At 47.3% G+C, this 23,313-nt stretch carries 20 protein-coding genes; 11 read left to right on the top strand and 9 right to left on the bottom strand.

What is annotated here, in order from left to right; all coding sequences use genetic code 11:
- Window positions 1-123: 123 nt before the first annotated feature.
- Complete coding sequence (locus tag EAE30_RS11670) at window positions 124-1,647, bottom strand: fumarate hydratase (protein WP_123016077.1); 1,524 nt, start codon at window positions 1,645-1,647, stop codon at window positions 124-126.
- Window positions 1,648-1,832: 185 nt separating this feature from the next.
- On the opposite strand from EAE30_RS11670, the gene pabB reads away from it, so the two are divergent.
- The 8 genes from pabB (at window position 1,833) to EAE30_RS11630 (ending at window position 13,457) form a co-directional block, all read left to right on the top strand.
- Entirely contained in the window at window positions 1,833-3,194 is a 1,362-nt protein-coding gene (gene pabB / locus EAE30_RS11665; protein ID WP_123016076.1) for an aminodeoxychorismate synthase component I, read from the top strand.
- 42 nt (window positions 3,195-3,236) lie between these two features.
- Window positions 3,237-3,854 (top strand): CoA pyrophosphatase, encoded by a 618-nt coding sequence (locus tag EAE30_RS11660; RefSeq protein ID WP_241967764.1) that lies wholly within the window; start codon window positions 3,237-3,239, stop codon window positions 3,852-3,854.
- Between the two features lie 221 nt (window positions 3,855-4,075).
- Window positions 4,076-5,437, top strand: coding sequence for an L-serine ammonia-lyase (locus tag EAE30_RS11655; protein WP_123016075.1), 1,362 nt, complete (start codon window positions 4,076-4,078; stop codon window positions 5,435-5,437).
- Window positions 5,438-5,608: 171 nt separating this feature from the next.
- A complete protein-coding gene (gene macA, locus EAE30_RS11650; protein ID WP_123016074.1) occupies window positions 5,609-6,790 on the top strand; it encodes a macrolide transporter subunit MacA in 1,182 nt (393 codons plus the stop codon).
- The gene (locus tag EAE30_RS11645) at window positions 6,790-8,784 is read left to right on the top strand and encodes a MacB family efflux pump subunit (protein ID WP_123016073.1); all 1,995 of its coding nucleotides are present in this window, start codon (window positions 6,790-6,792) and stop codon (window positions 8,782-8,784) included. Before macA ends, EAE30_RS11645 begins: the two co-directional genes overlap by 1 nt.
- A gap of 7 nt (window positions 8,785-8,791) precedes the next feature.
- On the top strand, window positions 8,792-10,207 hold the full coding sequence (locus tag EAE30_RS11640) for an efflux transporter outer membrane subunit (protein WP_123017345.1): 1,416 nt from the start codon (window positions 8,792-8,794) through the stop codon (window positions 10,205-10,207).
- A gap of 153 nt (window positions 10,208-10,360) precedes the next feature.
- On the top strand, window positions 10,361-12,304 hold the full coding sequence (locus EAE30_RS11635) for a RecQ family ATP-dependent DNA helicase (protein WP_123016072.1): 1,944 nt from the start codon (window positions 10,361-10,363) through the stop codon (window positions 12,302-12,304).
- A gap of 127 nt (window positions 12,305-12,431) precedes the next feature.
- Window positions 12,432-13,457: a purine-nucleoside phosphorylase gene (locus tag EAE30_RS11630; RefSeq protein ID WP_123016071.1), complete on the top strand. Its 1,026-nt coding sequence runs from the start codon at window positions 12,432-12,434 to the stop codon at window positions 13,455-13,457.
- A gap of 72 nt (window positions 13,458-13,529) precedes the next feature.
- Here EAE30_RS11630 and EAE30_RS11625 read toward each other — a convergent pair whose 3' ends face one another.
- Together EAE30_RS11625 and EAE30_RS11620 are read right to left on the bottom strand one after the other, a co-directional pair.
- Complete coding sequence (locus EAE30_RS11625; RefSeq protein WP_164711842.1) at window positions 13,530-13,871, bottom strand: MliC family protein; 342 nt, start codon at window positions 13,869-13,871, stop codon at window positions 13,530-13,532.
- A 61-nt stretch (window positions 13,872-13,932) separates the two neighbouring features.
- The gene (locus tag EAE30_RS11620; RefSeq protein WP_123016069.1) at window positions 13,933-14,976 is read right to left on the bottom strand and encodes a DUF1176 domain-containing protein; all 1,044 of its coding nucleotides are present in this window, start codon (window positions 14,974-14,976) and stop codon (window positions 13,933-13,935) included.
- Window positions 14,977-15,216: 240 nt separating this feature from the next.
- Here EAE30_RS11620 and EAE30_RS11615 point away from each other — a divergent pair, with 240 nt between their 5' ends.
- The 3 genes from EAE30_RS11615 (at window position 15,217) to EAE30_RS11605 (ending at window position 18,193) form a co-directional block, all read left to right on the top strand.
- Complete coding sequence (locus tag EAE30_RS11615) at window positions 15,217-15,609, top strand: DUF2946 domain-containing protein (protein WP_164711841.1); 393 nt, start codon at window positions 15,217-15,219, stop codon at window positions 15,607-15,609.
- Window positions 15,610-15,692: 83 nt separating this feature from the next.
- Window positions 15,693-17,015 carry a PepSY-associated TM helix domain-containing protein gene (locus EAE30_RS11610; protein ID WP_123016067.1) on the top strand — a complete coding sequence of 441 codons (1,323 nt, stop codon included), beginning with the start codon at window positions 15,693-15,695 and terminating at the stop codon, window positions 17,013-17,015.
- A gap of 161 nt (window positions 17,016-17,176) precedes the next feature.
- A complete protein-coding gene (locus EAE30_RS11605; RefSeq protein WP_123016066.1) occupies window positions 17,177-18,193 on the top strand; it encodes a lipoate--protein ligase in 1,017 nt (338 codons plus the stop codon).
- Between the two features lie 91 nt (window positions 18,194-18,284).
- On the opposite strand, the gene EAE30_RS11600 is transcribed toward EAE30_RS11605, so the two are convergent.
- From EAE30_RS11600 to EAE30_RS11575, 6 genes are read right to left on the bottom strand one after another with little or no spacing between them, the layout of a single operon-like run.
- A complete protein-coding gene (locus tag EAE30_RS11600) occupies window positions 18,285-19,502 on the bottom strand; it encodes a tetratricopeptide repeat protein (protein WP_123016065.1) in 1,218 nt (405 codons plus the stop codon).
- A 12-nt stretch (window positions 19,503-19,514) separates the two neighbouring features.
- Window positions 19,515-20,144 (bottom strand): energy transducer TonB, encoded by a 630-nt coding sequence (locus tag EAE30_RS11595; protein ID WP_123016064.1) that lies wholly within the window; start codon window positions 20,142-20,144, stop codon window positions 19,515-19,517.
- Window positions 20,145-20,147: 3 nt separating this feature from the next.
- Complete coding sequence (locus EAE30_RS11590) at window positions 20,148-20,555, bottom strand: ExbD/TolR family protein (protein ID WP_123016063.1); 408 nt, start codon at window positions 20,553-20,555, stop codon at window positions 20,148-20,150.
- Between the two features lie 25 nt (window positions 20,556-20,580).
- On the bottom strand, window positions 20,581-21,108 hold the full coding sequence (locus tag EAE30_RS11585; RefSeq protein ID WP_123016062.1) for a MotA/TolQ/ExbB proton channel family protein: 528 nt from the start codon (window positions 21,106-21,108) through the stop codon (window positions 20,581-20,583).
- A gap of 9 nt (window positions 21,109-21,117) precedes the next feature.
- On the bottom strand, window positions 21,118-22,494 hold the full coding sequence (locus tag EAE30_RS11580; RefSeq protein ID WP_123016061.1) for a MotA/TolQ/ExbB proton channel family protein: 1,377 nt from the start codon (window positions 22,492-22,494) through the stop codon (window positions 21,118-21,120).
- Entirely contained in the window at window positions 22,491-23,261 is a 771-nt protein-coding gene (locus EAE30_RS11575; protein WP_123016060.1) for a DUF3450 domain-containing protein, read from the bottom strand. Before EAE30_RS11575 ends, EAE30_RS11580 begins: the two co-directional genes overlap by 4 nt.
- Window positions 23,262-23,313 lie beyond the last annotated feature (52 nt).

The raw sequence follows: 23,313 nt of genomic DNA, 5'->3' as shown, positions 1-23,313 counted from the left end.
CTTTTAGTGAAAAGTGAATCAAATCTAATATCAAGATAAGCGTAAAATCAAGACTATACAAACAAAAAGCGCGGCTTGAGCCGCGCTTATGTCGTTTTTATCGCACACGATAACAAAAACCGATTACTGATTGTGCTCGGCTTCTTGAATTTTAACTCGCCATGTATCAGGGCCTAAACGATGGACGTTGGCGCCAGAGGAGTCCACTGCCACCGTGACTGGCATATCTTCGACTTCAAACTCATAAATCGCTTCCATCCCCAAGTCTTCAAATGCCACCACTCGCGCTTTTTTAATGGCTTTGGCGACTAAATATGCCGCGCCACCCACGGCCATTAAATACACCGCTTTGTGTTTTTTCAACGATGCGACCGTGTCATCACCCCGTTCAGACTTACCAATCATGCCCATCACACCAATGTCTTCCAGCATCATATCGGTAAACTTATCCATACGGGTTGCGGTTGTCGGTCCTGCTGGCCCAACGACTTCATCACCCACCGCATCAACCGGACCGACGTAGTAAATGAATTTACCTTTGAGATCGACGCCCTCAGGTAAAGACTCGCCTTTGTCCAACAGCGCTTGAATACGTTTATGCGCGGCATCACGTCCGGTGAGAATTTTACCGGATAGTAACACCGTTTCTCCGGTACGCCATGTTTGTACGTCTTCTTTGGTGATGGTATCGAGATTCACCCGGCGCGTATTACTGTTCACTTCACGAGTGATTTGTGGCCAATCTTCCAATTTTGGTGGCGTCAATTGCGCAGGACCAGAGCCATCTAATGTGAAATGGATATGCCGTGTCGCTGCGCAGTTGGGGATCATACATACCGGTTTTGAAGCCGCATGCGTGGGGGCTGATTTAATTTTAACATCCACCACAGTGGTCAATCCGCCCAATCCTTGCGCGCCAATGCCTAACTTATTGACGCGATTAAAAATATCCACACGCAGCTCTTCTTCCGCATTTTGCGGACCACGTGCGATTAAATCTTGAATATCAATGTGTTCCATCAAAGACTCTTTTGCCAGCACAGCCGCTTTTTCTGCCGTACCACCAATACCAATACCGAGCATTCCCGGTGGACACCAGCCTGCGCCCATGGTCGGCAAGGTTTTTTCGACCCAAGCAGCAATGTCGTCTGATGGGTTTAACATGACCATTTTGCTCTTGTTTTCACTGCCGCCACCTTTGGCCGCGATACGCACGTCGACTTTGTCGCCTTTCACCATATTGATATGAACAACGGCTGGTGCGTTATCTTGTGTGTTGATGCGCGCGCCAGCAGGATCTTTGAGAATCGACTTACGCAATGGATTATAGGGATTGCAGTATGCTTGACGTACGCCTTCATCCACCATTTCTTGTACCGTCATATCGGTTTCATCCCATTGGACGTCCATACCAATATCAACAAAGCATGTTACGATCCCGGTATCCTGACAGATAGGACGATGCCCTTCTGCCGACATGCGAGAGTTAATCAAAATTTGAGCGATCGCATCTTTTGCCGCCGGGTTTTCCTCACGTTCATGTGCACTTTCGAGTGCTTTCACAAAATCCACGGGATGGTAGTAGGAAATGTATTGAAGCGCATCAGCCACACTGCTGATGACATCTTGCTTGCTTATTACCGTCATTGCTTGCCTCGTTATTATCGTATACGTCCAGTAAGGGTGGTTGACTGAATGGTGGTTTACAAGCCCACGCCAATACTCAGTAATGAGATTAACCACCCTCAATTGTTCTATTTTTATGATACTCTTGGATATCACGATACGCTATGTAATCCATTGTTTTACAGAATCTAAATCAAATAAAGTCCATGAATCACAAAAAAAATACGCTCATCGATATCGAGAAACTCGCTTATGCTCCTAAACTTGCCGAGCAATTATTCGAACCCATACAACATCTTCCATGGGCGATGTTGCTACGTTCTTCTGCCGAGAATCATCAAGATAGCCGATTTGATGTGCTAGTGGCTAAGCCACTCGTCACATTAACCACATTTGCAGGTCAAACCACCATCGAGACAGCGCAACAACACATGGTGAGTCATGACGACCCATTTGTCTTGACCGCGCAGTATCAAGAGCAGTATTTGCCCGATTTAACGTGTGATTTAGATGTTCCCTTTGTCGGCGGAGCACTAGGCTATTGGGCCTATGATTTAGGTCGGCGGATTGAAACGCTCCCAGCCACAGCAGAGCACGATATTGCAATGCCCGACATGGCGGTAGGGCTGTATGAATGGGCAGTGATTGTCGATCACCAAACACAAAGCGCTTTCGTGGTCGGTCAGAATGTGCTCGACGCATGGACTTGGTTAAAAAATCAGCCGCGTCCACCAGCTGCATCGCTCACTGTCGGTCCGTGGCAGTCGAATATGACTCAAGCGCAATACGCTAAGAAATTCAATGCGGTGCAAGCGTATTTACGCAGTGGAGATTGCTATCAAGTCAATTTAACGCAACGCTTTTGTGCGCCCTATCAAGGGAGTGAATGGCATATTTACACTCAGCTCGAACAGGCGAACCGCGCGCCCTTCTCTGCTTTTCTGCGCTTGCCACAAGGGGCCATCATCAGTCTTTCTCCGGAGCGGTTTTTGCGAGTCAATGACCGCCACATTGATACCAAGCCGATTAAAGGCACTCGACCACGCAGTGAGGATGCCAACCAAGATAAGAAACTCGCCAATGAACTGGCTCACTCGGCGAAAGATCAAGCGGAAAACTTAATGATCGTTGATCTGTTAAGAAACGATGTGGGGAAAGTGGCGATGCCTGGCTCCGTGCGAGTTCCCCATTTGTTTGCGGTCGAATCGTTCCCAGCCGTGCACCATTTAGTCTCGACGATTACCGCTCAGCTTGATGAGCGCTATACCATGGCACAACTGCTGCGCGCCTGTTTTCCCGGCGGCTCTATCACCGGAGCCCCCAAAATTCGCGCCATGCAGATCATTGAAGAGCTCGAACCGCACCGACGCAGTCTTTACTGTGGCTCGATCGGTTACATAAGCCGTCATGGCCGAATGGATACCAGTATTACCATTCGCACTCTGATTGCCTGTCAAAACTTGTTGTATGTTTGGGCCGGTGGTGGTTTAGTTGCAGATAGCCAAGTTGATGATGAATATCAAGAAACGCTGGATAAGCTCTCACGTATTCTCCCATTATTGGGATAAGCTCTTTACTATTTTACGCCCCGAACGCTATAGGAGTCTGCCGTGTCGTCCTTCTCGAAACTCGATTTTTTAAATCACTTCGTGCTAAGCCCTGCGGCACAATATCCAACCGCGACTCAACAACCAGCCAAGACTCTAGCAGGAAAAGCAAACTCATTGCGCCATGCAGGAGTATTAATCGGCTTAGTGGAACGCCCGAATGGGTTGCACGTCATTTTTACACGGCGAGCCGACCATTTGCGGCACCACCCAGGAGAAGTCAGTTTTCCAGGGGGGCGCTATGAACATGACGACGCCTCTCTCAGTGATACCGCACAACGTGAAGCGCGCGAAGAAATCGGCGTGCCGATTGAGGATATTGACGTCATTGGTCAATTGCCGCCCTTGGTGACCGTCAGCCAGTTTTGTGTGACCCCCATCGTCGCGTTTATTCCCTGTGATTATACGCCACGCATCGATCCCAATGAGGTGGCTGAAGTGTTCGAAGTCCCAGCTCAACACATCTTCCATCCAAGCTCTCTTGGGTCTTATACATTTACCATTCGCAATCAAGCCCATCAAGTCTTTGGTATGACGTACAACCACCATTTAATATGGGGAGTCACCGCGCAAATTATTCATGCATTACAACAACAATTAGCGCTACCTGAGCACCGCTAAATCGGCCCTAATTTTGATGGGCAACCATCACGTTATCTTGCGTGATTCACAGACAGCTTTTTTATTCTCAATTTTCTGACTTATTGGTGGTGTTTCCCCATTGAGTTAGGTAGTCTACGCCGCTCAAACGTTATCAACTTGTTATTGGGTAAATTCTTCCCCCAAACGATCATAATCGGTTTCTCTTTCATGCCATGAGAAGTCGTTTTCGAGGTAAATGCATGATTAGTGTCTTTGATATCTTTAAAATTGGCGTCGGTCCATCAAGCTCTCACACTGTGGGGCCAATGAAAGCCGGTAAACAATTTATTGATGATCTGCAACAAGCAGGAACACTTCACCACGTCGATACCATCACGGTGGATGTCTATGGATCACTATCACTGACAGGGAAAGGTCATCATACGGATATTGCGATCATTATGGGGCTGTCTGGGCAGTCACCAGAAACGGTAGATATTGATAGCATCCCTTCTTTCATTGCTCAAGTAGAGCAATCTGAACGGTTACCGATTGAAAACTATCAACATCAGGTTATTTTTCCCCGTGAAGGTGGCATGAATTTCCATCAAAGTAATCTGTCATTACATGAAAATGGGATGCAAATTCACGCTTGGCAAGATGGTCAACGTCTATTGAGTAAAACCTACTACAGTATCGGTGGTGGCTTTATTGTCGACGAAGAACATTTTGGCCAATCATTGGAAACCGATGTCACCCTACCTTATCCTTTTTCTAGTGCTGATTCCTTAGTGAGTTTATGCCATGAACATGGCCTATCGATCAGTGCGCTCGTCATGAAAAACGAACAGGCCATTCATTCTCAAGACGAGATCAAAGAATACTTTGCCAAAGTGTGGCGCGTGATGAAGGACTGCATGGACAGAGGCATTGATTCCGAAGGTTTACTGCCAGGGCCATTGCGTGTGCCTCGCCGCGCCTCCGCGCTTCACCAACAGCTATTAACCTCAGAAAAATTGACGAACGATCCGATGGCGGTCGTAGATTGGGTCAACATGTACGCCTTTGCTGTCAATGAGGAAAATGCCGCCGGTGGACGCGTGGTCACCGCCCCCACCAATGGTGCGTGCGGAATTATCCCAGCGGTTCTTGCCTATTACGACAAGTTTATCCAAACCGTGACGGAAAAAGACTATTTACGCTACTTTGCGACGTCAGGTGCCATCGGCGGGTTATATAAGCAAAATGCCTCTATCTCTGGTGCTGAAGTCGGTTGCCAAGGGGAAGTGGGCGTCGCATGCTCAATGGCCGCCGCTGGGTTGGCGGAATTATTAGGCGGTAGCCCGGAGCAAGTCTGCATTGCCGCAGAAATTGGGATGGAACACAACCTTGGCCTAACGTGTGACCCTGTTGCAGGGCAAGTGCAAGTGCCTTGTATTGAAAGAAATGGCATTGCCGCGGTAAAAGCCATTAACTCAACACGTATGGCGATGCGCCGCTCGTCAGCCCCGCGCGTCTCCTTAGACAAAGTGATTGAAACCATGTTTGAAACAGGCAAAGACATGAACGCGAAATATCGTGAAACCTCACAAGGGGGTTTAGCCGTTAAAGTCTTCTGTTAGAAACAGAAAATAGGCATAGAACGATAAAAAGACCGACACCACCCATTGTCGGTCTTTTTTGTAGATAACACTCGAATCATGGGATATTTAAGTGGTTTTATCTTTGCTTCTATAGCCAATTCGTTTTATAAATACCTCATACGTGTTATTAACTCTGAGCCCCTACGACCTATGCCAACTTTTTTAAAACGTAAAATCGTTTTTATTCCTCTTCTTGTCATTGTTATTGCAGCTAGTCTTTATAGCGTTTTGAAGCCCGAGCCAGAAAAACCTCAGTACACGACTCAACCTGTCACCAAGGGTAATATTGAAAAAACGGTGATTGCCACTGGTATGTTACATGCGTCAAACATGGTTGAAGTCGGGGCGCAAGCCTCAGGGCAAATTAATCGTCTAGCGGTGAATTTAGGCGATAACATCAAACAGGGTCAATTAGTCGCGCAAATCGATAGCATGACACAGCAAAATACGCTCAAAGAAGCCGAAGCCTCTCTCAATAGCTTGCAAGCGCAATTACGTGCTAAACAAGCGCAAATTCGTCAAGCACAAGCTGAATATCAGCGTCAACAAGCCATGCTAAAAGATAAGGCAAGCTCAAAAGCCGATTATGAAAGTGCAGAAGCCAATCTTGCTGTGTATCAAGCAGAAGCACAGCAGCTAGATGCCAAAATCCAACAAGCCAAAATTTCTGTGGATACCGCTAAAGTGGATTTAGGCTATACCACGATTTCTGCTCCTATGGACGGTACCGTGGTTTATAAAGCGGTCTCAGAGGGACAAACGGTCAATGCCAATCAAACCACGCCAACGATCATTGAGCTTGCCAATCTCGATAAAATGACCGTCAAAGTAGAAATTTCTGAAGCGGATATTATCCATGTCAAACCCGGAATGCCGGTGCATTTTACCATTATGGGCGATCCAGAACATCAATACGTCGCAACGTTACGGGCCATTGAGCCAGGTCCAACCATTATGACGGGGGATGACAGTAATCTATCCGCCGGTGACAATGATGCCATCTACTATTATGGTCTCTTCGATATTGCCAATCCAGATCATATCCTGCGTATTGGTATGACAGCGCAAGTGTCCATCGTGCTGCAACACGCCAATGATGTCTTGATGGTGCCCTCGCAAGCGGTAAGCTCAACCACTGACGACACGGGTAAAAACCATTATCAAGTCCCTGTATTAGACAACGGCAAATTGGTTTATCGTGATGTCACAGTGGGCGTGAATAACAAAGTGAATACCGAGATACAATCTGGTCTTAAACAAGGAGAGGAAGTGATCGTTGGTATGCCAAGTGGTAGCAACTTCGCTGACCACATCGGACGAGGACCTTTTTAATGTCATCACCTTTACTTGAAGTTCGCCATGTATCTCGCACTTTCAGTGCTGGCGACGAATCATTAACGGTACTGAAAGACATTAACTTAACGATTCACCGAGGTGAAATGGTCGCGATTGTCGGCTCGTCTGGTTCAGGTAAATCGACGCTGATGAATACATTAGGTTGTCTTGATCAACCCAATCAGGGTCAGTATCTCGTTAATGGTCAAGATACATCGCACATGGACTCCGATGAACTCGCGCGATTAAGACGCGAGTATTTTGGTTTTATTTTTCAACGCTATCACTTGCTTGGGGATCTTAACGCTTTAGGAAATGTCGAAATGCCTGCCGTCTATGCGGGCGTCGATCGTAAAACCCGAGAAGCGCGTGCCACCGAATTGCTCACTCGCTTAGGCTTACACGACCGGCTTGATCACAAGCCCAACCAACTTAGCGGCGGACAACAACAACGTGTGTCTGTGGCACGAGCGCTGATGAATGGTGGTGACGTTATTCTGGCCGATGAACCGACCGGAGCGCTTGATAGTAAAAGCGGTCAGGAAATGATGCAGTTATTGCGTGAATTGCATCAACAAGGTCATACCATTGTGCTCGTGACCCATGATATGGCGGTGGCCGAGTTCGCCGATCGCATTATTGAAATTAAAGATGGCGAAATATTAAGTGACACCGTCACAAAAAGAGCGAAGCAGGCCTCTGCAACCACCACCGATTCTGAACATTTATCCGCTTCCTCTCACGAGATTGATCCGCCATCACCAACGCGTACCTTTAATCTTGGGGGCCGATTCATCGACGCCTTACTTGAGTCGTTTAAAATGGCGCTCATTGCCATGTCCAATCATAAGTTACGCACATTTCTGACGATGCTGGGAATCATCATTGGTATTGCGTCTGTGGTGTCGGTCGTTGCACTCGGACGTGGGTCCCAACAAGCGATTTTAGCCAACTTTAAATCGATGGGCACCAATACCATCAGTGTGTATCCTGGCAGTGGCTTTGGAGATCGAAAATCAGGGCGTATCCGTACGCTTAATTACAGTGATGTTGAGGCTTTGCAAGCCGCTCCCTATGTCGATAGTGCCACTCCGCAAATCTCCACTTCTGCCGTTGTGCGCTATTTAGATAAAAATAAAACCGCCCGTCTTACTGGTGTCAATGAAGACTTTTTCCGTGTGAAAGGATTTAGCTTAGCGAGCGGGCAATTACTCGATGCACAAAGTACGCGAGCCATTGCGTTAGAAGCGGTGATTAACGACAACACAAAGAAAGAAATCTTCCCAGACACCAACGCGGTCGGAAAAGTGCTGATCATCAATAATATTCCCGTTCGTATTATCGGGGTGACCGAGCCCACCAGCAGTCCATTTGGTAATAGTGAGCAATTGGAAATTTGGGTGCCCTACACCACAGTCAACACGCGCTTTTTGGGCAGCTACTATTTGAGCACGATCATCATCCGCATCAAAGATGGCACACCGATGAAATCGGGAGAGCAAGCCATCAACTCACTGATGAAAATGCGCCATGGCGTCAAGGACTTTTTTACCTTCAACTTCGATACCGTACGTAAAAATGTCGAGAAATCCACTCAAACCATGGCGATTTTGATCTCTGCGATTGCGATTATTTCGCTGATTGTCGGCGGCATCGGCGTCATGAATATCATGCTGGTATCGGTCACTGAACGCACCAAAGAAATCGGCGTGCGTATGGCGGTCGGCGCTAGACAAGCCGATATTTTACGACAATTTCTTATCGAAGCCGTTCTCGTTTGTTTATGTGGAGGCGCCATCGGTATCGGTTTAGCGTTTGGGATTGGTGCGGTGTTTGATGCAATGGTGAAAGGCAACATTCAGATGGTGTACTCGACCGCCTCTATTATCTATGCGTTTGTCTGCTCTACCCTTATAGGGATCGTCTTCGGCTTCTTGCCAGCACGTAATGCAGCAAAACTGAATCCCATTGATGCGTTATCAAGAGAGTAGCTTTGTAATGATAAAATCTGTAACACAAATAACCACGATCGCGGTGTGCGTTTCACTGCTTATCGGCTGTGCTAACCGTTCAGAGTTCACGATGCCACAAACGGACGTACCGCAACACTGGCAACCGAGTAATGCCACCAATGCGCAGCAAGCCATTACGAGCCAATGGTGGACGCAATTAAACGACCCGACGCTCGATCACTTGATTGCACGCGCGCTAAAGACCAACAACAACCTCATTTTAGCCGCGTTAACGTTGAAAAAGGCGCGCTTAAACGCGGGGCTTGATGAACGTGCTCTCTATCCAGATCTTTCATCTACAACGTCGGCACAACGCACAAAGTCCCTCGATAACGGTAATAGTACGCCCAATTTCTCCACCTCTCTTAACCTCAATTATGAAGTCGACTTGTGGCGTAAATTAGCGAGACAAAAAGATGCCAGCGCTTGGGCCGCCATAGCTAGCCAGCAAGACTTAGAAGCAACAGCACAAAGCTTGGTGGCCACCACCGCTCAACTGTATTGGCAAGTGAATTACCTCCATCAAAGACTCGCGTTGAGTCAAGAAAATAAGAAAGCGGCGCAAGCCATTCTAAAATTAGTAAACAGTCAATATTCTCATGGTGCAGTGTCACGACTCAATGTGTTAGAAGCCAAACGTAATTTGGCTGGATTAGAAGCCACACACAGCAGCTTGGTACAACAATTCATTGAGTCTCGCAACGCGCTGGCGGTCTTGTTTAATCAAGCGCCCAAAGCAATGACATTGCCACTCACCCCATTGCCAACAGGGGAGCTGCCTAAAATCAATGCGGGAATTCCCGCGCAGCTTTTGAAACGCCGGCCAGATGTCAAAGCGGCGTTATTTCAATTAAAATCCGCTTTAGCCGCGAAAGACGCGACGGATGCAGCCTTCTTTCCTCAGCTCAACTTAACGGGCGCCTTAGGCAGTTCGTCCGATCAACTGAGTCATTTATTATCCAATCCGATTGGCACATTAGGCGCGAGCCTGACACTGCCCTTTTTAAATTGGAATCAAATGCAGATCCAGCGAGATCTCTCAGATGTAAACTATCAAACGGCCATCGTCAATTATCGCCAAACCTTGTATGCCGCATTTGAAGACGTCAATAATGCCCTATCCTCACGGATTAATTTGCGAATTCAACAGGATAAACTGCAGCAGCAATTTGATAATGCCGCGGAAGCTGAAAGTATCTATCTTAGCCAATACGAAAATGGAGCGATCGGTATTAATGATTTACTCGATGCCCAAGAAAATGCGCGGAACGCCAAAGCCGCGCTGTTAGAGAATCGCTATAATCAATTAGTCAATTTAGCCACGGTCTACCAAAGTCTTGGTGGCAACGATCTGATTCGCGCCCCAGAAACCCTACTGGGCAACACCGAGCCTTCCGCCTAGCGCTCCGCTCCTGTGTCATGCCTTAGCAAGCAATAACGCCAAGGCATGACATACCTCAAAAGCTCGTATGGCGTCACCACCATTGATTGGCATGCGGCAACCCTATATGCTACGCGGTGTTTCGTTACCCCAGCCCTATGCCAAGGAGATGATATGGCCAACGCAATAGAAGACACCCTTCGTGATTACTTTGGTTTTGACCAGTTACGTCGCGGTCAATCCGACGTTATTTCACGTGTCATCGCGGGTCAATCTGCGGCGGCTATTTTTCCGACCGGCTCGGGAAAGTCGCTATGCTATCAATTGCCCGCATTGCACCTTCCTCATCTTACGCTGGTGATATCCCCGTTGTTGGCGCTAATGAATGATCAATTAGAATTTCTGCGCAGTAAAGGCATCGCCGCAGCGAGTATTGACTCAACTCAAGACCGTGCCAGTACCCAACAAATCATGCAACAAGCTCGATCTGGAACGCTGCGCATTTTAATGATCTCCGTTGAACGCCTAAAAAACGAACGTTTTCGTCAATTCATCGCGCAGGTCCCCATTTCTCTGTTAGTGGTGGATGAGGCGCATTGTATTTCAGAGTGGGGACATAATTTTCGTCCCGATTACTTAAAACTGCCTCAATATCGTGAAGAGCTGAACATACCTCAAGTCTTGTTGCTGACAGCCACCGCAACCCAGCAAGTCGTCGAAGACATGAGTCAGAAATTCGCGATCCCACGCGAAGCGATTACCATCACCGGATTTTATCGTGATAATTTGGACTTAACTGTGCAACCCTGCTCGGATGCGGATAAACCTCAACATTTGAGCGACCTTATCCAAAGGGAGCCAAACGCCTCCACTATCGTGTACGTTACCCTTCAGAAAACAGCGGAAAATGTGGCACGTCAGTTGCAGCAAATCGGCATCAATGCAGCGGCCTATCACGCTGGGCTGCCTCATGAGCAGCGCGATGCCATTCAAGCCGCATTTATGCAAGGAAAAACCCCTTGTATCGTCGCTACTATTGCCTTTGGCATGGGGATCGATAAAGCCGATATTCGTCGGGTGATTCACTACGACTTACCCAAATCCATCGAAAACTATTCCCAAGAAATCGGTCGTGCAGGCCGGGATGGTCAACGTTCCCATTGCATAACCTTAGCCAATACCGAACACGTCAATGTTCTTGAAAACTTTGTCTATGGTGATACACCAGACAAATCGTCGATTGCCATTGTCATTGAACATATTTATCAAAGCCAAGACGGTCATTGGGAAGTGATGATGAATCGCCTATCGCGTGACAGTCACATTCGTCTATTACCACTCAAAACATTATTGGTCTATTTAGAACTTGAGCACGTTATTGAAGCTCAGTATAGCTATTTTGCGAGCTATCGATTTAAGTTGATTGAATCGATTGACCACATCGTCGCTCGTTTTGAAGGGGAACGCCGTCACTTTGTCGACGCCATTTTTCAATGCGCGACTCCAGCAAAAGTTTGGTTTTCTCTCGATTTTGACCGCTTGTGGCAGCAATTTCAGGCGGATCGCCGTCGAGTGGTGACGGCGCTGGATTATTTTCATGAGCAAGGCTGGATCGAACTAGAAAGTAAACAAATGACGGATGTCTATCGTGTATTGGATACACAGTTGCCGGTGAATGTATTGGTTGAACGACTGCACCATTTATTTCTCACTAAAGAACATAGTGAAATCACACGCATTCAAGTGATGCTGGACTTTTTTGCCAGTGAACGCTGTCTGAGCCATACATTGGCCAGCTATTTTTCTGATCACCATGCCCCCAAACAATGTGGGCACTGCTCCGTGTGCGCTGGGAACATTGCACAGCTGCCCAAAGCTCAACGACCGCCGCTTCCAGAGGAGAATCTCGGTACTTGGATCGCACCTTTTGCCAACGCGTGTCACGAGCTCGGGGTCACACTCACTCAGGGAGCGATCAGCCGCTTTCTGTGTGGCTTAACCAATCCTTTGATAACCAAACTGAAAGCGAATAAAATGCGTGGATTCGCGCAGCTCGAACACTACCCGTTCGCCGACGTCAAGGATGCGGTTGCGCGCCAGATGCCACACATTCACTGAAATGTCTAAGGCCAGACAGTGTAAAATAAGCCAGCGACGGTCTCCAATCGTCATCACCGAAGATGACTGAACCACTCACGCTTTTCCTATATGAATAGGAATTGATATTTTTGATAAAAAGGATGTTATGAAGATCCGCTCTTTACTCTGGGCACTAAGCCTTCTCGTTAGCGCCGCTTCGTCTCACGCACATACGATCGATTTACACCAAATTATTACGCCCAAAGTCATGATCGTCACCAGTTCGTCTGGCGACACTAAGCCTTGGCTAGAACATATCAAGTTTACCCAATCCATTGCTTTATCCGGCCTGAATCCACAACATCCGGATCTGTATTGCACGGATGATGCGGTGTGTCTCGTCACCACGGGGATGGGCTATGCCAACGCGGCGACGACAATGATGGCCCTGTCATTTAGCGCTCGACTCGATCTATCCAACACCTATTTTATGATTGCTGGGACAGGTGGCATTGATCCAAAGTATGGCACGCTAGGCTCCGCACATTGGGCGCGCTATGTCGTTGATGGTGGCTTGCTTCATCGTATTGATGCTAAGCAGACGCCCGAAAAATGGCAGCAAACACTCTTCGCGTTAGGCACTCACGCGCCAAATAAAAAGCCCAAGATATACGCAGGAACAGAGGTGTATCATCTCAATGACGCACTCGTAAACAAAGCTTATAAAATCAGTCAATCGGTGACATTATTCGATACCGAGCAAGCGCAAAAAGCTCGCGCGTCATTTCCTGACTACTCCATTGCCGCCAAAAAACCGAGCGTTTCCATTTGTGATACTTTGTCCAGTGACACGTTCTGGGCTGGGTCTCGTATTGCAAAAGCCATGCATCAACATGCTGCGCTGCTAACCAACGGCAAAGCGAAAATCTGCACCACACAAATGGAAGATAATGCCAGTTTAACGGCTCTCAAACGTGCCGCGGAGGCTGGGCGACTCGACTTTAATCGAGTCTTAATTTTACGCACTGGCGCGAATTTCGACCAAGAAACCCCAAAAAAGAGCGCGTTAGAGACCTTAACGCAAGATAAATCGGGGGCTCTGCCCGCGACAAAAAATGCCTATCGTGTTGCAAATGCTGTGATTTATCATATCACTCATCATTGGTCACAATGGCAACACGGCATCAAATAACCAATACGGCACCCATATAAATGGGCAGCCCTGAGGCTGCCCATTTTTACGTCAGGAAACACATCAGTCACACTAACGCGGGGCTACGCAGTGATACAACGTCCCATCCATTGTCAATAATGCAGTCTCACCTTTTGTCCAAAATTCAACGTGTTCCCCAACATAACGTGCCCCCGAGGCTGACTCAGCCCCTTTTAATATACTGGTCTCATGCTGAGTCGATAATGTAATGACATCAGAGTCGGTATATTGCACATAGATATCTTGTAATGAGCCACAACGATAAGTCACCGCATGAGGAATAAGCTCATCGGAGTCTAACGGCGCTGATTGAGAATCGACATCAACACAGCCGGTCAAACCAAGACTTCCTAGTGCCAAACCAGTCACCAGGCTCGATTTTTTCCATATCATATTTAACCTCCTGTCCATTTCATTCACTGTGAACGATACGTTTATCCATGGCCGTTCAATGTTACTGCCCCGCCACCACAGCGTGATATTCGGTCATTTCATCGATGCCACCGCCAATTTCTCGGCACAATCCGGTCGTACTTTTAGAGACTTTCGCAAATTTGAAACCATCAAATACCCACTTACCATGAGTCATGCAATCTCCAAGCCCGCGTCCTTTATTGGTATAGGTCAGCACACCTTGGCGGTATTGATTGACTTTGTTGCTGACAATTTGTGGTTCGAAGAACGGCTTGTCATTTTTTACCACCAACGCAAGGGAACTACGATTATAGGCGCCGGAAAAGCAGGTCGCCATCAGTAGAGTTCGTTTGTCAGTCAACTTAGCCACACGAAAATGCGGTAACGCCTTGGGTTTATCGTCTTGCTGAGCAAGCGCCATTGGACACTGTTCTTGCATCATTTTATTCATCACAGGACCAAAGTGCTGATAATCGGCTTGACCTTTATCGACCTGATGAGTGTGACTATCGACAACGTTGACGGGATACACAACCGGAACAAACGGTGCGTTCGGCACCAAAGAGTTCGACATACTCCCCTTATCAATCACGGCACTTGGCGTACCAGTACGTTCTTGAACTTCATCCATATGACGAAAGACATCACGCGCACCTTGAGTTGATATCGGCCAAGATTCTTTTCCCTTCGATACAACAATGCTCGGTGAGTTACTTTGCATGCCGTCAATCAGGGCTTGTACTTGAGGACGCGTTAAATAGCCGCTGGGAGCAATCCGCCCTAGCGCTTGCCCGTTAACTTCAAGACGATAATTCGGATGAGGGACGTTGCCAGACTGTGTTGACTGAAAGTACATTTTCCCTTCAAACATCGCCTCTCCGCCCGCACGACGCGTCAACTTGACGGCGGAGGGGTGTTCACTTCCGGGCTTGGTATATCCTGCTGCATTACAAGTATTCTCATTGTTACACACTAATATCCAGTCTTGACGTTTCAATGGCGTGCTGTTGGTCGACTCGGATAACGACGTACTGCAACCCACCATGAAAAACGGCACACTAAATATGAGTAATGGCTTTAACATGCTAATGTCATTCCTTATTTTTCTATAATCTCAATCAAATAGCTCTTCACTGAACCGCTGAGGCCGATCCAGATGGATACATAACGGCTCGATTCTAAAAGGCTTCATTGTGTTATATGTCAACATAATCACAAAACCGAGGCTAACCATCGAAAATAACTGACGAATTCTCTTCAATTGGGTAAAAATTGTTAAAAATATGATATATTCGCTGCACTTTCGGGAGTCGGACTGTGTTCTTTGTTGCTACAACGTTTTAGATCTACAAAATATCAACATCTTGTCAGTAAGTTAGCCTTATTTGCTATCTTGCTTATTTATGTTGCTCCTTTGATTTCTATGTCGATCGTGATGATTGGTCATCATCCACTGATGGAGCACTCAACCGCCCAATCCACTTCCATGATGACCGTGTCCTCTGGAACGCCATCTCATCACAGTGGCTGGTGTCAGTATTGTGATCTCCTTGCGAGTTTGCATGGCGCGACCGATTTTGCCCTAGCAATCATTCCATCGATGAGTGGTTTGGTGTACATGGATACGCCAAAACTCTTGAGCCAATCATTAGCGAAGCACTCGACACAACATCGCCCACGAGCACCACCATACGCTTTCTCACTTCGTCTGATATAAATATCTACTATTGATTCGCTTACTGCCGCAAGCGGCAAGTAAAGGCGTTGGTTTTCTATTAGCTAATGAGAAATCTCTCAACTATGACGCATTCAAAGCACACCCCGCCCAAGACACTGGCGGCATTCATTAAACGTTTACACTTTTACATTGGCTTATTTGTTGGCCCATTCATTTTTATCTCGGCACTAACGGGGACCTTATATGTCATGACCCCACAGCTAGAGCATTGGGTGTATCACGATCAACTCACCGCTCACGCTCAAGGCCAGCCCCAGCCATTAAGTAAACAAATCGAAGCCGCGCAAGCGAGCCTCGATTCACCACTGATTATCAAATCCGTTCGACCTGCACCACAAGCTGGCGACACGACTCGTGTACTTTTTCGCGATCCCACTTTAACTCGCTATCGTGCCAAAACCGTCTTTGTTGATCCTGTCACTCTCGAAGTGAAAGGCGATCTCGCCAGCTATGGGACAAGTGGTATTTTGCCACTGCGTATTACGCTCGACTTCTTGCATAAAGATCTCTTGCTCGGCGATGTTGGTCGCTATTACAGTGAGCTGGCCGCATCGTGGATGTGGATAGCGGCGCTAGGAGGCCTATTTCTTTGGTGGCGCCAACGCCGCAGTCTTTCTCGCCAAGTAAAAGCGGGGTCATTGGCACATTACCGTTCAAGACACAGTAAAGTGGCTCTTTGGATCTCGGCTGGCCTGATTTTCTTCTCAGCCACCGGCCTCACTTGGTCAAAATGGGCAGGAGGCAACATTGCTCAATGGCGTCAAGATATCGGTTGGGTTACCCCATCTCCGTCACGCCAGTTAAATGATGGTCCGGGACACTCGGTATCCATCACCAACCAAGAGTTTGATCAGGTACTTGAAAGTGCTCGGCAGGCGGGTATTCATGCGGGGAAAATAGAGATTGTTCCCTCTTATACCAGCGATCGTGCTTGGTTTGTTCGAGAAATTCACCGTGCTTGGCCGACTCAGGTAGACTCGGTTGCCGTCAACCCTAACAATATGCAAGTGATCTCGCATGCTGAGTTCGAACATTTTCCCTTGATTGCAAAATTAATCCGTTGGGGTATTGATGCCCATATGGGGGTATTATTCGGCTTACCCAATCAGCTGATATTGGTAGCCTTTGGTTTAGCGTTATGTACCGTGATCATTTGGGGCTACCGGATGTGGTGGAAACGTCGGCCAACCTCCGGGGACTCTCTGATTCCATTGACACAAGCTTGGTTAAGCCTAACTCCACTAATGCGACTTTGCGTCATCATTCTCGCGGTACTACTGGGAATCGCATTGCCCGTCATGGGGGTAAGCCTACTTCTGTTTTGCTTTATTGACATCTTACGCTGGAAATACTCAACGCATCGTTCTAGTCAATCAGCGTCTTAACCCAAATTTGAGGTGCCATCGGCACCTCTTTCTTTTATGGCGTGGCATGACACACAAGATTCGCGTGGCCTCCTGATTGAAATATGCTATCGTCTCATCGACCAATCACCCTGCCTGTTTTCAACCATGAGTATCATAGGCAATCGTCACAGAGGTAGATAATGAAGAAAACTCGAGTGCTCATTTCCAACTCGCATAATCCTTGGTTTAACTTAGCCGTTGAAGACATTATATTTCGCTCGATGTCGGCGGATCAGCGTGTCTTATTTTTGTGGCAAAACGACGATACCGTTGTGATTGGTCGCGCACAAAACCCATGGAAAGAATGCCGTACAGAACAAATGGAACGTGACAACGTCACTTTGGCGCGTCGCCAAACCGGAGGCGGCGCGGTATTTCATGACTTGGGCAATACCTGTTTCACGTTTATGGCAGGCAAACCAGAATACGACAAAACTGTCTCAACACAGATCGTACTGAATGCCCTCGCCTCGCTCGGTATCAATGCCGAAGCTAACGGTCGGAACGATTTGGTGATTACCGACGAAAACGGCATTCGCAAGTTTTCGGGCTCAGCCTACCGAGAGACCGTCAATCGAGGCTTTCATCACGGAACTATCTTGATGAGTACCGATATGACACGTTTGGGCGATTACTTAAACCCTGACGAAAAAAAATTGAAAGCGAAAGGCATTACCTCAGTGAAATCACGCGTGATTAATCTCAATACCGTGATTGCAGACATCGATCATCAAATGATCTGTGATGCCATAATTGCCGCTTACTGCGCGTACTTCGATACTAAGGTCGATATTGAGTGGATCTCACCTGAAAATGCCGAGTACTTACCCGATTTTAAAGAGAAATTCGCTAAGCAAAGCAGTTGGGAATGGAACTTTGGTAGCACACCGGCATTTGAACATTCCCTCAGTGAGCGCTTCAGTTGGGGGGGCGTCGATGTGTATTTGGATGTGGAAAAAGGCCAAATCACCCGAGCACAACTCTTCACGGATATGCTTGACCCGACACCGATTGAAGCGCTAGAAACGGCCATAATTGGCTGCGATTATACGCCGCAAGCCTTATCGCACTGTCTGAGTCAAATGCAAACAACGCATCCAGAATACGCCGACTTACTCAGCGACGTAAGCACTTGGCTTCACCAGCAAGTGAGCTAACCTGATAAAAAAAGGGAAGCCGAAGCTTCCCTTTGCTGCGTGCGACTGACTCACACTTAGCATACATGGTATGTTGCAGTGGTCCATTCCCCTATCCTTGCAGATAGGCTATCCAAGCTTGTGCCATGGGTTTGACCTCTTTCGAGTGGGCTGCTTGCTTCATCGCATCTAACGCTTGAGCGGTTTTATCTAACTCAAAGTACGCCATGCCCGTTAAATATTTTAGCTCAGCCTTATTATCGGCATTCGCATCCGGTGATGGCGCCGCAGCAAACGTCACGACTTGTTGGTAATCTTTATTTTGTAGCATCAGTTTGGCAATGCGTTGTTGTGCATCCCAAGTCGGTGCCATATGGTACGCGTCCTTGTAGGCATCAATCGCTTTATCCAATTCTTGTGCTTGATGATAAAATCCCCCTAATAGCTTGACGTGCTTCGCCGTGCGTTCCACTTTTCCCTGTTGCATCGCGGTATCGAGAATCGTGGCAGCCCGATAGGGAATACTCATAAACGCTTCGAAGTTCGCTAATCGTAAGATTTCCTTTTCGTCGTTCATTAAGCCTAATGTGTAAGGCATTTCTAACGCTGCCAAGGCTTTTTTCTCTTGATTCAACTCCATGTATGCACCGGACAGTTGAGTCCAATAGCGTTTCTTATTTGGGTATTTCGTGGTTAACGTTTTTAATACCCCGACCATGTTTTGATATTGGCCTAACTCGTGATAAGCCGCCATCAAGAGCAAATACCAATTTTCGCTCGGTGACTTGCTGAGTTTGATGGCTTGTTTCATTGGCGCAATGACGTGACGATAGTCTTCTAGCTGAACATAAGCACTGGCCAGCATCACATACGCACGAGCTTGCGGCTTATCTTTTGTGGTTTTACTCACCTCAAACCATTGCTTTAATGTTGCGATTGACGACTTATACTGCTCTTGGGCAAGGTAGAGTTGTCCGAGCGCATAGCGGATCTGCTGAGCCACTTCGACAGGCAATCCCCCCGTTTTAATGGCACCTGCAAAATACTCAATGGCCTTAGGGTAGTTATCTTGCATCGAGTACAAATACCCAATTTGCTGCATCAAAACCGCTTTATCGAATTTTCTCGACGCACTACCTAGTGCACTTTGCAGCTTTTCATGGGCATCCGAGTACTTCTTCAGCGCAATTAATCGCTGCACGCTGTTCACCACTCGATAAGTATAATCCGACAACTGAGGCTTAGATTTCGCATACCCATTTGTTGACGTCACAACGTTGGTGAATAGCAAAGTCAACGATGCCAGCAACAATGTCAGTAATTTTCTCATTGTTTACCTTCCTTAGTTCACCGTAAACTCAATTTCTTGAGAAATACGTGCCGATGTCGGTTTCCCATCGACCATTTTAGGTTTGAAGGTCCATTTAGAGACAGTACGCCGTGCCACCCGTCCTAGATTGAGATGACGAGGATCTTCTTTGACCACTTTGACGTTTTCTACAGCGCCATTCGCGTTCACGGTAAACTCCAACCGTACGATCCCTTTTTTCAACCCAGAGCGAGCCGCTTTACGTGGCATTTGAGGTAAAAATGTTGCCAACGGTGTTGGCCCATTATTGCCTACCACTTGTCCCCCGCCTTGGCCAAAACTCCCCAGAACCGACCCTCCACTGATATTCACTGGTAGGTCCAAATTTGGCATGTCCATCGCCATTTGCTGCATAACGGGTTTAACGGTCGCCGTCACTTTCAACTTCGGTGGCGGCGGCGGACGCTTCGGTGGCTTAGGTTTAGGAAGCTCTCGCTTTTTCTCTTCAACTTTGCTCTCGCGTTTTACGCGTACAAAGTCAACCATACTGACATCATCGCCAGATTTCAGCTGGTGGTGCTCTTTATTGACCAGCTTGTCCATGCCCCAAAATAGGCTTAAACAGACAATGAGCGCCAGTGCTATTGAAGCCAAATAGCGCATAGCTTACCCCTTATGCTTCGCGGCAATCGATATATTCTGTACTCCAGCCATTCGGATTTGATCCATGACTTTAACAACGACCCCAGCACCGGCGTCTTCGTCTGCTTGAATCACGACTGCCCCTTCAGGACTTTCGGCTCTTAATCTTTCGATATTGGCTCGTACCGCATCGACGTCAATATGACGCTTATCGATCCAAACCTCGCCACCAGCATCAACCGCTACCATAATGTTGCCTTTAGCCACCGTTTGCGCGGTGTTGGCACTTGGGCGGTTCACCTCGATCCCCGCCTCTTTAACAAATGACGTTGTCACAATAAAGAAGATCAACATAATGAATACGATATCCAGCATCGGTGTCATATCGATGGCTGCTTCTTCATCGTTTTCTGTACTATAACGTCGTTTCATGATCTATTCCCTCTCAATCCTTTGTTCAGACCATGTGCTTAAGCTGGTCTTCTAATTTCTGAGTTGTCACTTTCGCCAAATGGTCAAGGCGAGAGCTAAAAAATAACCCAGACAATGAGGCCACCATACCGGCTAGCGTCGGAATCGTTGCTTTCGAAATCCCTGAGGCCATAGCTCGCGGGCTACCTGTCCCGACCACCGCAAGAATGTCGAACACGTGAATCATACCAACCACGGTACCGAGCAAGCCTAATAATGGGCACAGTGCAATCAATACTTTAATCACCGACAATCCTCGTCGGTTCTCAACGCTCTGTTGCGACACCAATTCATTACGAATAGCGTGTGCATTCCAGCTCTTCTTATCGCCACGAACCTTCCAGGTGTCTATCGCTTGCTTGCGCAGCTTAGGCGCCATCGTGGCAAAGTAGAACCAGCGTTCTAACATCATGACCCATAAGAGAATGGTCAGGAAGAAAATGGCAACAAGGACATTTCCTCCCATCCCCAAAAAGCGTTGTATATGGTCAAATTGTGCATATAACCACCACATAGTCGCTCCTTAGGCGCTCGCCGCATTCATTTTTTCTTGATAACGAGCGATGAAACCAGCACTTTGTTCTTCAAGAATTTGGACGAGACGGCGGCCTTTACTGTGCACGAGGGAGTATAGGAACAATAAAGGAATCGCCACAACCAAACCTAACATCGTGGTCACCAAGGCTTCGGAAATACCTCCTGCCATCAGTTTTGGATCGCCAGTACCAAATAAAGTAATCGCTTGGAATGTACCAATCATCCCCATAACGGTTCCTAATAATCCTAGCAATGGGGCCACAGAAGCAATGAGCTTAATAATGCTGATAAAGCGCTGAATGCGGGGACCATGGCGCAAGATAACTTCATCCAACTTAGACTCTAAGTCTTCCAAGTTATCGCCAGCATGATTTTTATACGCAGCGATCACTTCCCCGAGCGGATTCCCTTCAATGACCTCATCGGATTTCGCTTGTTTACGCATTTTCCCACCAATCATGGTGAGGCGGACATAGCAGAAAATAGCGATTAATGCACCAATGGCCCCCAAAGCTAGGATGACATAACCTACAATCCCGCCTTGCTCCACACGTTCTTCCACTGTTGGACTTTGCACCATCAGTGACAAAATCGCACCACGCGACGGATCCAAGTAGATCGGCTGGTAATCCTGTTTACTGTGAGTGAAGGGTTTCAATAAATCGGTCATCGTACTCGACGGTTGACGAGATAACTCTTCAAACTTACCCGTTGCTGGGGTATATGTTAGGTATTTACCATCGGCAATCGCATTAAACTCACCGACTAATGTCACATCTGTTGTTTGCTGCTTACCACCGCCATAGACAACCGTCGCTTTCGTGGTGGTTGTCTCACCAGAGGCGACTAACTGATGCAAAATGATCTGCCAAAATGACTCTAACTCTTCAGTGGAAGGCAGTTCTTTGCTAGCGGCTAATTTACTTAATATTGCATCACGCTTTGGAAAGCGGACATCATTCTGTGAGGCATGGAACGATCCTTTAAACTCTCCCGCGTATTGACGTACCACACCAAACATTTCACCCAACGACCCTGAGCGCTGTTTGAGCTTTTCTGATAACGCGGTAAGCTGTTTATCATTGCCGTCAAAAGTCGCTTTTAACGTGTCTCCGCGCTGAGTTTCCGCTTTGAGATCCGCTTTGGCTTTTTGCAGTAGTTGCGCCTGTTGTTTTTCATCGTGCAAAAACCGTTGTTCACGCTCCTTGTTGAGCTTAGATTCGATCACACTTTGTGACTGAATTTTATTCAATAAATCAGACAATGTTTTGGCTGGTGCTGTTGATGTCTCTGCCGACCATGCTGATGAGGCCATGCACACACTCGAGATCAGTGTCAGTACCCCAATTTTTACATGTTTCATAGTGAGGTCTCCCCTGTGTAAACTGGCAATTTGATAAGTGCAGGTGGCGCTTGTTTCTTAGCGATACGAATCCCTTCTTGTACCGATGAACGGTAGCTCTCAGGTAACGTTACCCAAGCGTGGGTTTTATTGTTCCACATGCCAGTTTCATCACCATCAGGAGATTGATATAGCAGTGCGACACGACCTAAACGTAGGAAGTCATAAGTCACTGTTTTTCCATCACGTTTCAGGCTAGCTTTGTAGGATTCAATCGTGCGCGAGAAGCCTTCTTCAATCTGATAGGCATCCATGACCTTACGAAATTTTTCAGAAGTAGTGACATCAGGGCTATCCATCAACTCACGTAGATTGGCAATGCGTTGCGTCCGTTCTTTTTTCTGAAAAGGCAGATCCAGCGCAATAAATTCATCCAATGCATCAACCATCTTCAGCATCAACGGCACGACTTCCATCGACGTTTGATCAATTTGCTCAATTTGACGATGCAGTGATGCCAACTCAGCTTGTTGTTTGGTGACCATGCGCTCAACTTGATTGTTGTACACTCGCATGCTGTCGAGTTGGCGTAATGTGGCTTTATAGTCCGCGAACATACTTTGAGTTTTCTCAGAGTATTGATCGATTTTCTTCTGCGACACTTGCGCTGAAGTGTCTGTTTTTTGCTGTGTGTTCACCACAGAATGGGTATCTGCAGCAAACAACGAACTGCTTGAAAGAATCAAAGCGGTTGTCACTGCGCCGATGCGAAAGTGCTTGCACTTCATATCGTCTCCTTGTGTAAAGTCAGTCTTAAATCTGGCGCGAAAATCCTTTCGC

Origin of the sequence: Vibrio zhugei (genome assembly GCF_003716875.1) — a bacterium.
Classification (GTDB): Bacteria; Pseudomonadota; Gammaproteobacteria; order Enterobacterales; family Vibrionaceae; genus Vibrio; species Vibrio zhugei.
Note: the sequence above shows the minus strand (reverse complement) of the source record. Positions and strands in the feature narration are given on the sequence as shown.

Excerpts from the sequence above, each read along its gene's own strand:
- EAE30_RS11670 (WP_123016077.1), bottom strand. The coding sequence starts at position 1,647 with ATGACGGTAATAAGCAAGCAAGATGTCATCAGCAGTGTGGCTGATGCG.
- pabB (WP_123016076.1), top strand. The coding sequence starts at position 1,833 with ATGAATCACAAAAAAAATACGCTCATCGATATCGAGAAACTCGCTTAT.
- EAE30_RS11655 (WP_123016075.1), top strand. The coding sequence starts at position 4,076 with ATGATTAGTGTCTTTGATATCTTTAAAATTGGCGTCGGTCCATCAAGC.
- macA (WP_123016074.1), top strand. The coding sequence starts at position 5,609 with ATGCCAACTTTTTTAAAACGTAAAATCGTTTTTATTCCTCTTCTTGTC.
- EAE30_RS11645 (WP_123016073.1), top strand. The coding sequence starts at position 6,790 with ATGTCATCACCTTTACTTGAAGTTCGCCATGTATCTCGCACTTTCAGT.
- EAE30_RS11640 (WP_123017345.1), top strand. The coding sequence starts at position 8,792 with ATGATAAAATCTGTAACACAAATAACCACGATCGCGGTGTGCGTTTCA.
- EAE30_RS11635 (WP_123016072.1), top strand. The coding sequence starts at position 10,361 with ATGGCCAACGCAATAGAAGACACCCTTCGTGATTACTTTGGTTTTGAC.
- EAE30_RS11630 (WP_123016071.1), top strand. The coding sequence starts at position 12,432 with ATGAAGATCCGCTCTTTACTCTGGGCACTAAGCCTTCTCGTTAGCGCC.
- EAE30_RS11625 (WP_164711842.1), bottom strand. The coding sequence starts at position 13,871 with ATGATATGGAAAAAATCGAGCCTGGTGACTGGTTTGGCACTAGGAAGT.
- EAE30_RS11620 (WP_123016069.1), bottom strand. The coding sequence starts at position 14,976 with ATGTTAAAGCCATTACTCATATTTAGTGTGCCGTTTTTCATGGTGGGT.
- EAE30_RS11610 (WP_123016067.1), top strand. The coding sequence starts at position 15,693 with ATGACGCATTCAAAGCACACCCCGCCCAAGACACTGGCGGCATTCATT.
- EAE30_RS11605 (WP_123016066.1), top strand. The coding sequence starts at position 17,177 with ATGAAGAAAACTCGAGTGCTCATTTCCAACTCGCATAATCCTTGGTTT.
- EAE30_RS11600 (WP_123016065.1), bottom strand. The coding sequence starts at position 19,502 with ATGAGAAAATTACTGACATTGTTGCTGGCATCGTTGACTTTGCTATTC.
- EAE30_RS11595 (WP_123016064.1), bottom strand. The coding sequence starts at position 20,144 with ATGCGCTATTTGGCTTCAATAGCACTGGCGCTCATTGTCTGTTTAAGC.
- EAE30_RS11590 (WP_123016063.1), bottom strand. The coding sequence starts at position 20,555 with ATGAAACGACGTTATAGTACAGAAAACGATGAAGAAGCAGCCATCGAT.
- EAE30_RS11585 (WP_123016062.1), bottom strand. The coding sequence starts at position 21,108 with ATGTGGTGGTTATATGCACAATTTGACCATATACAACGCTTTTTGGGG.
- EAE30_RS11580 (WP_123016061.1), bottom strand. The coding sequence starts at position 22,494 with ATGAAACATGTAAAAATTGGGGTACTGACACTGATCTCGAGTGTGTGC.
- EAE30_RS11575 (WP_123016060.1), bottom strand. The coding sequence starts at position 23,261 with ATGAAGTGCAAGCACTTTCGCATCGGCGCAGTGACAACCGCTTTGATT.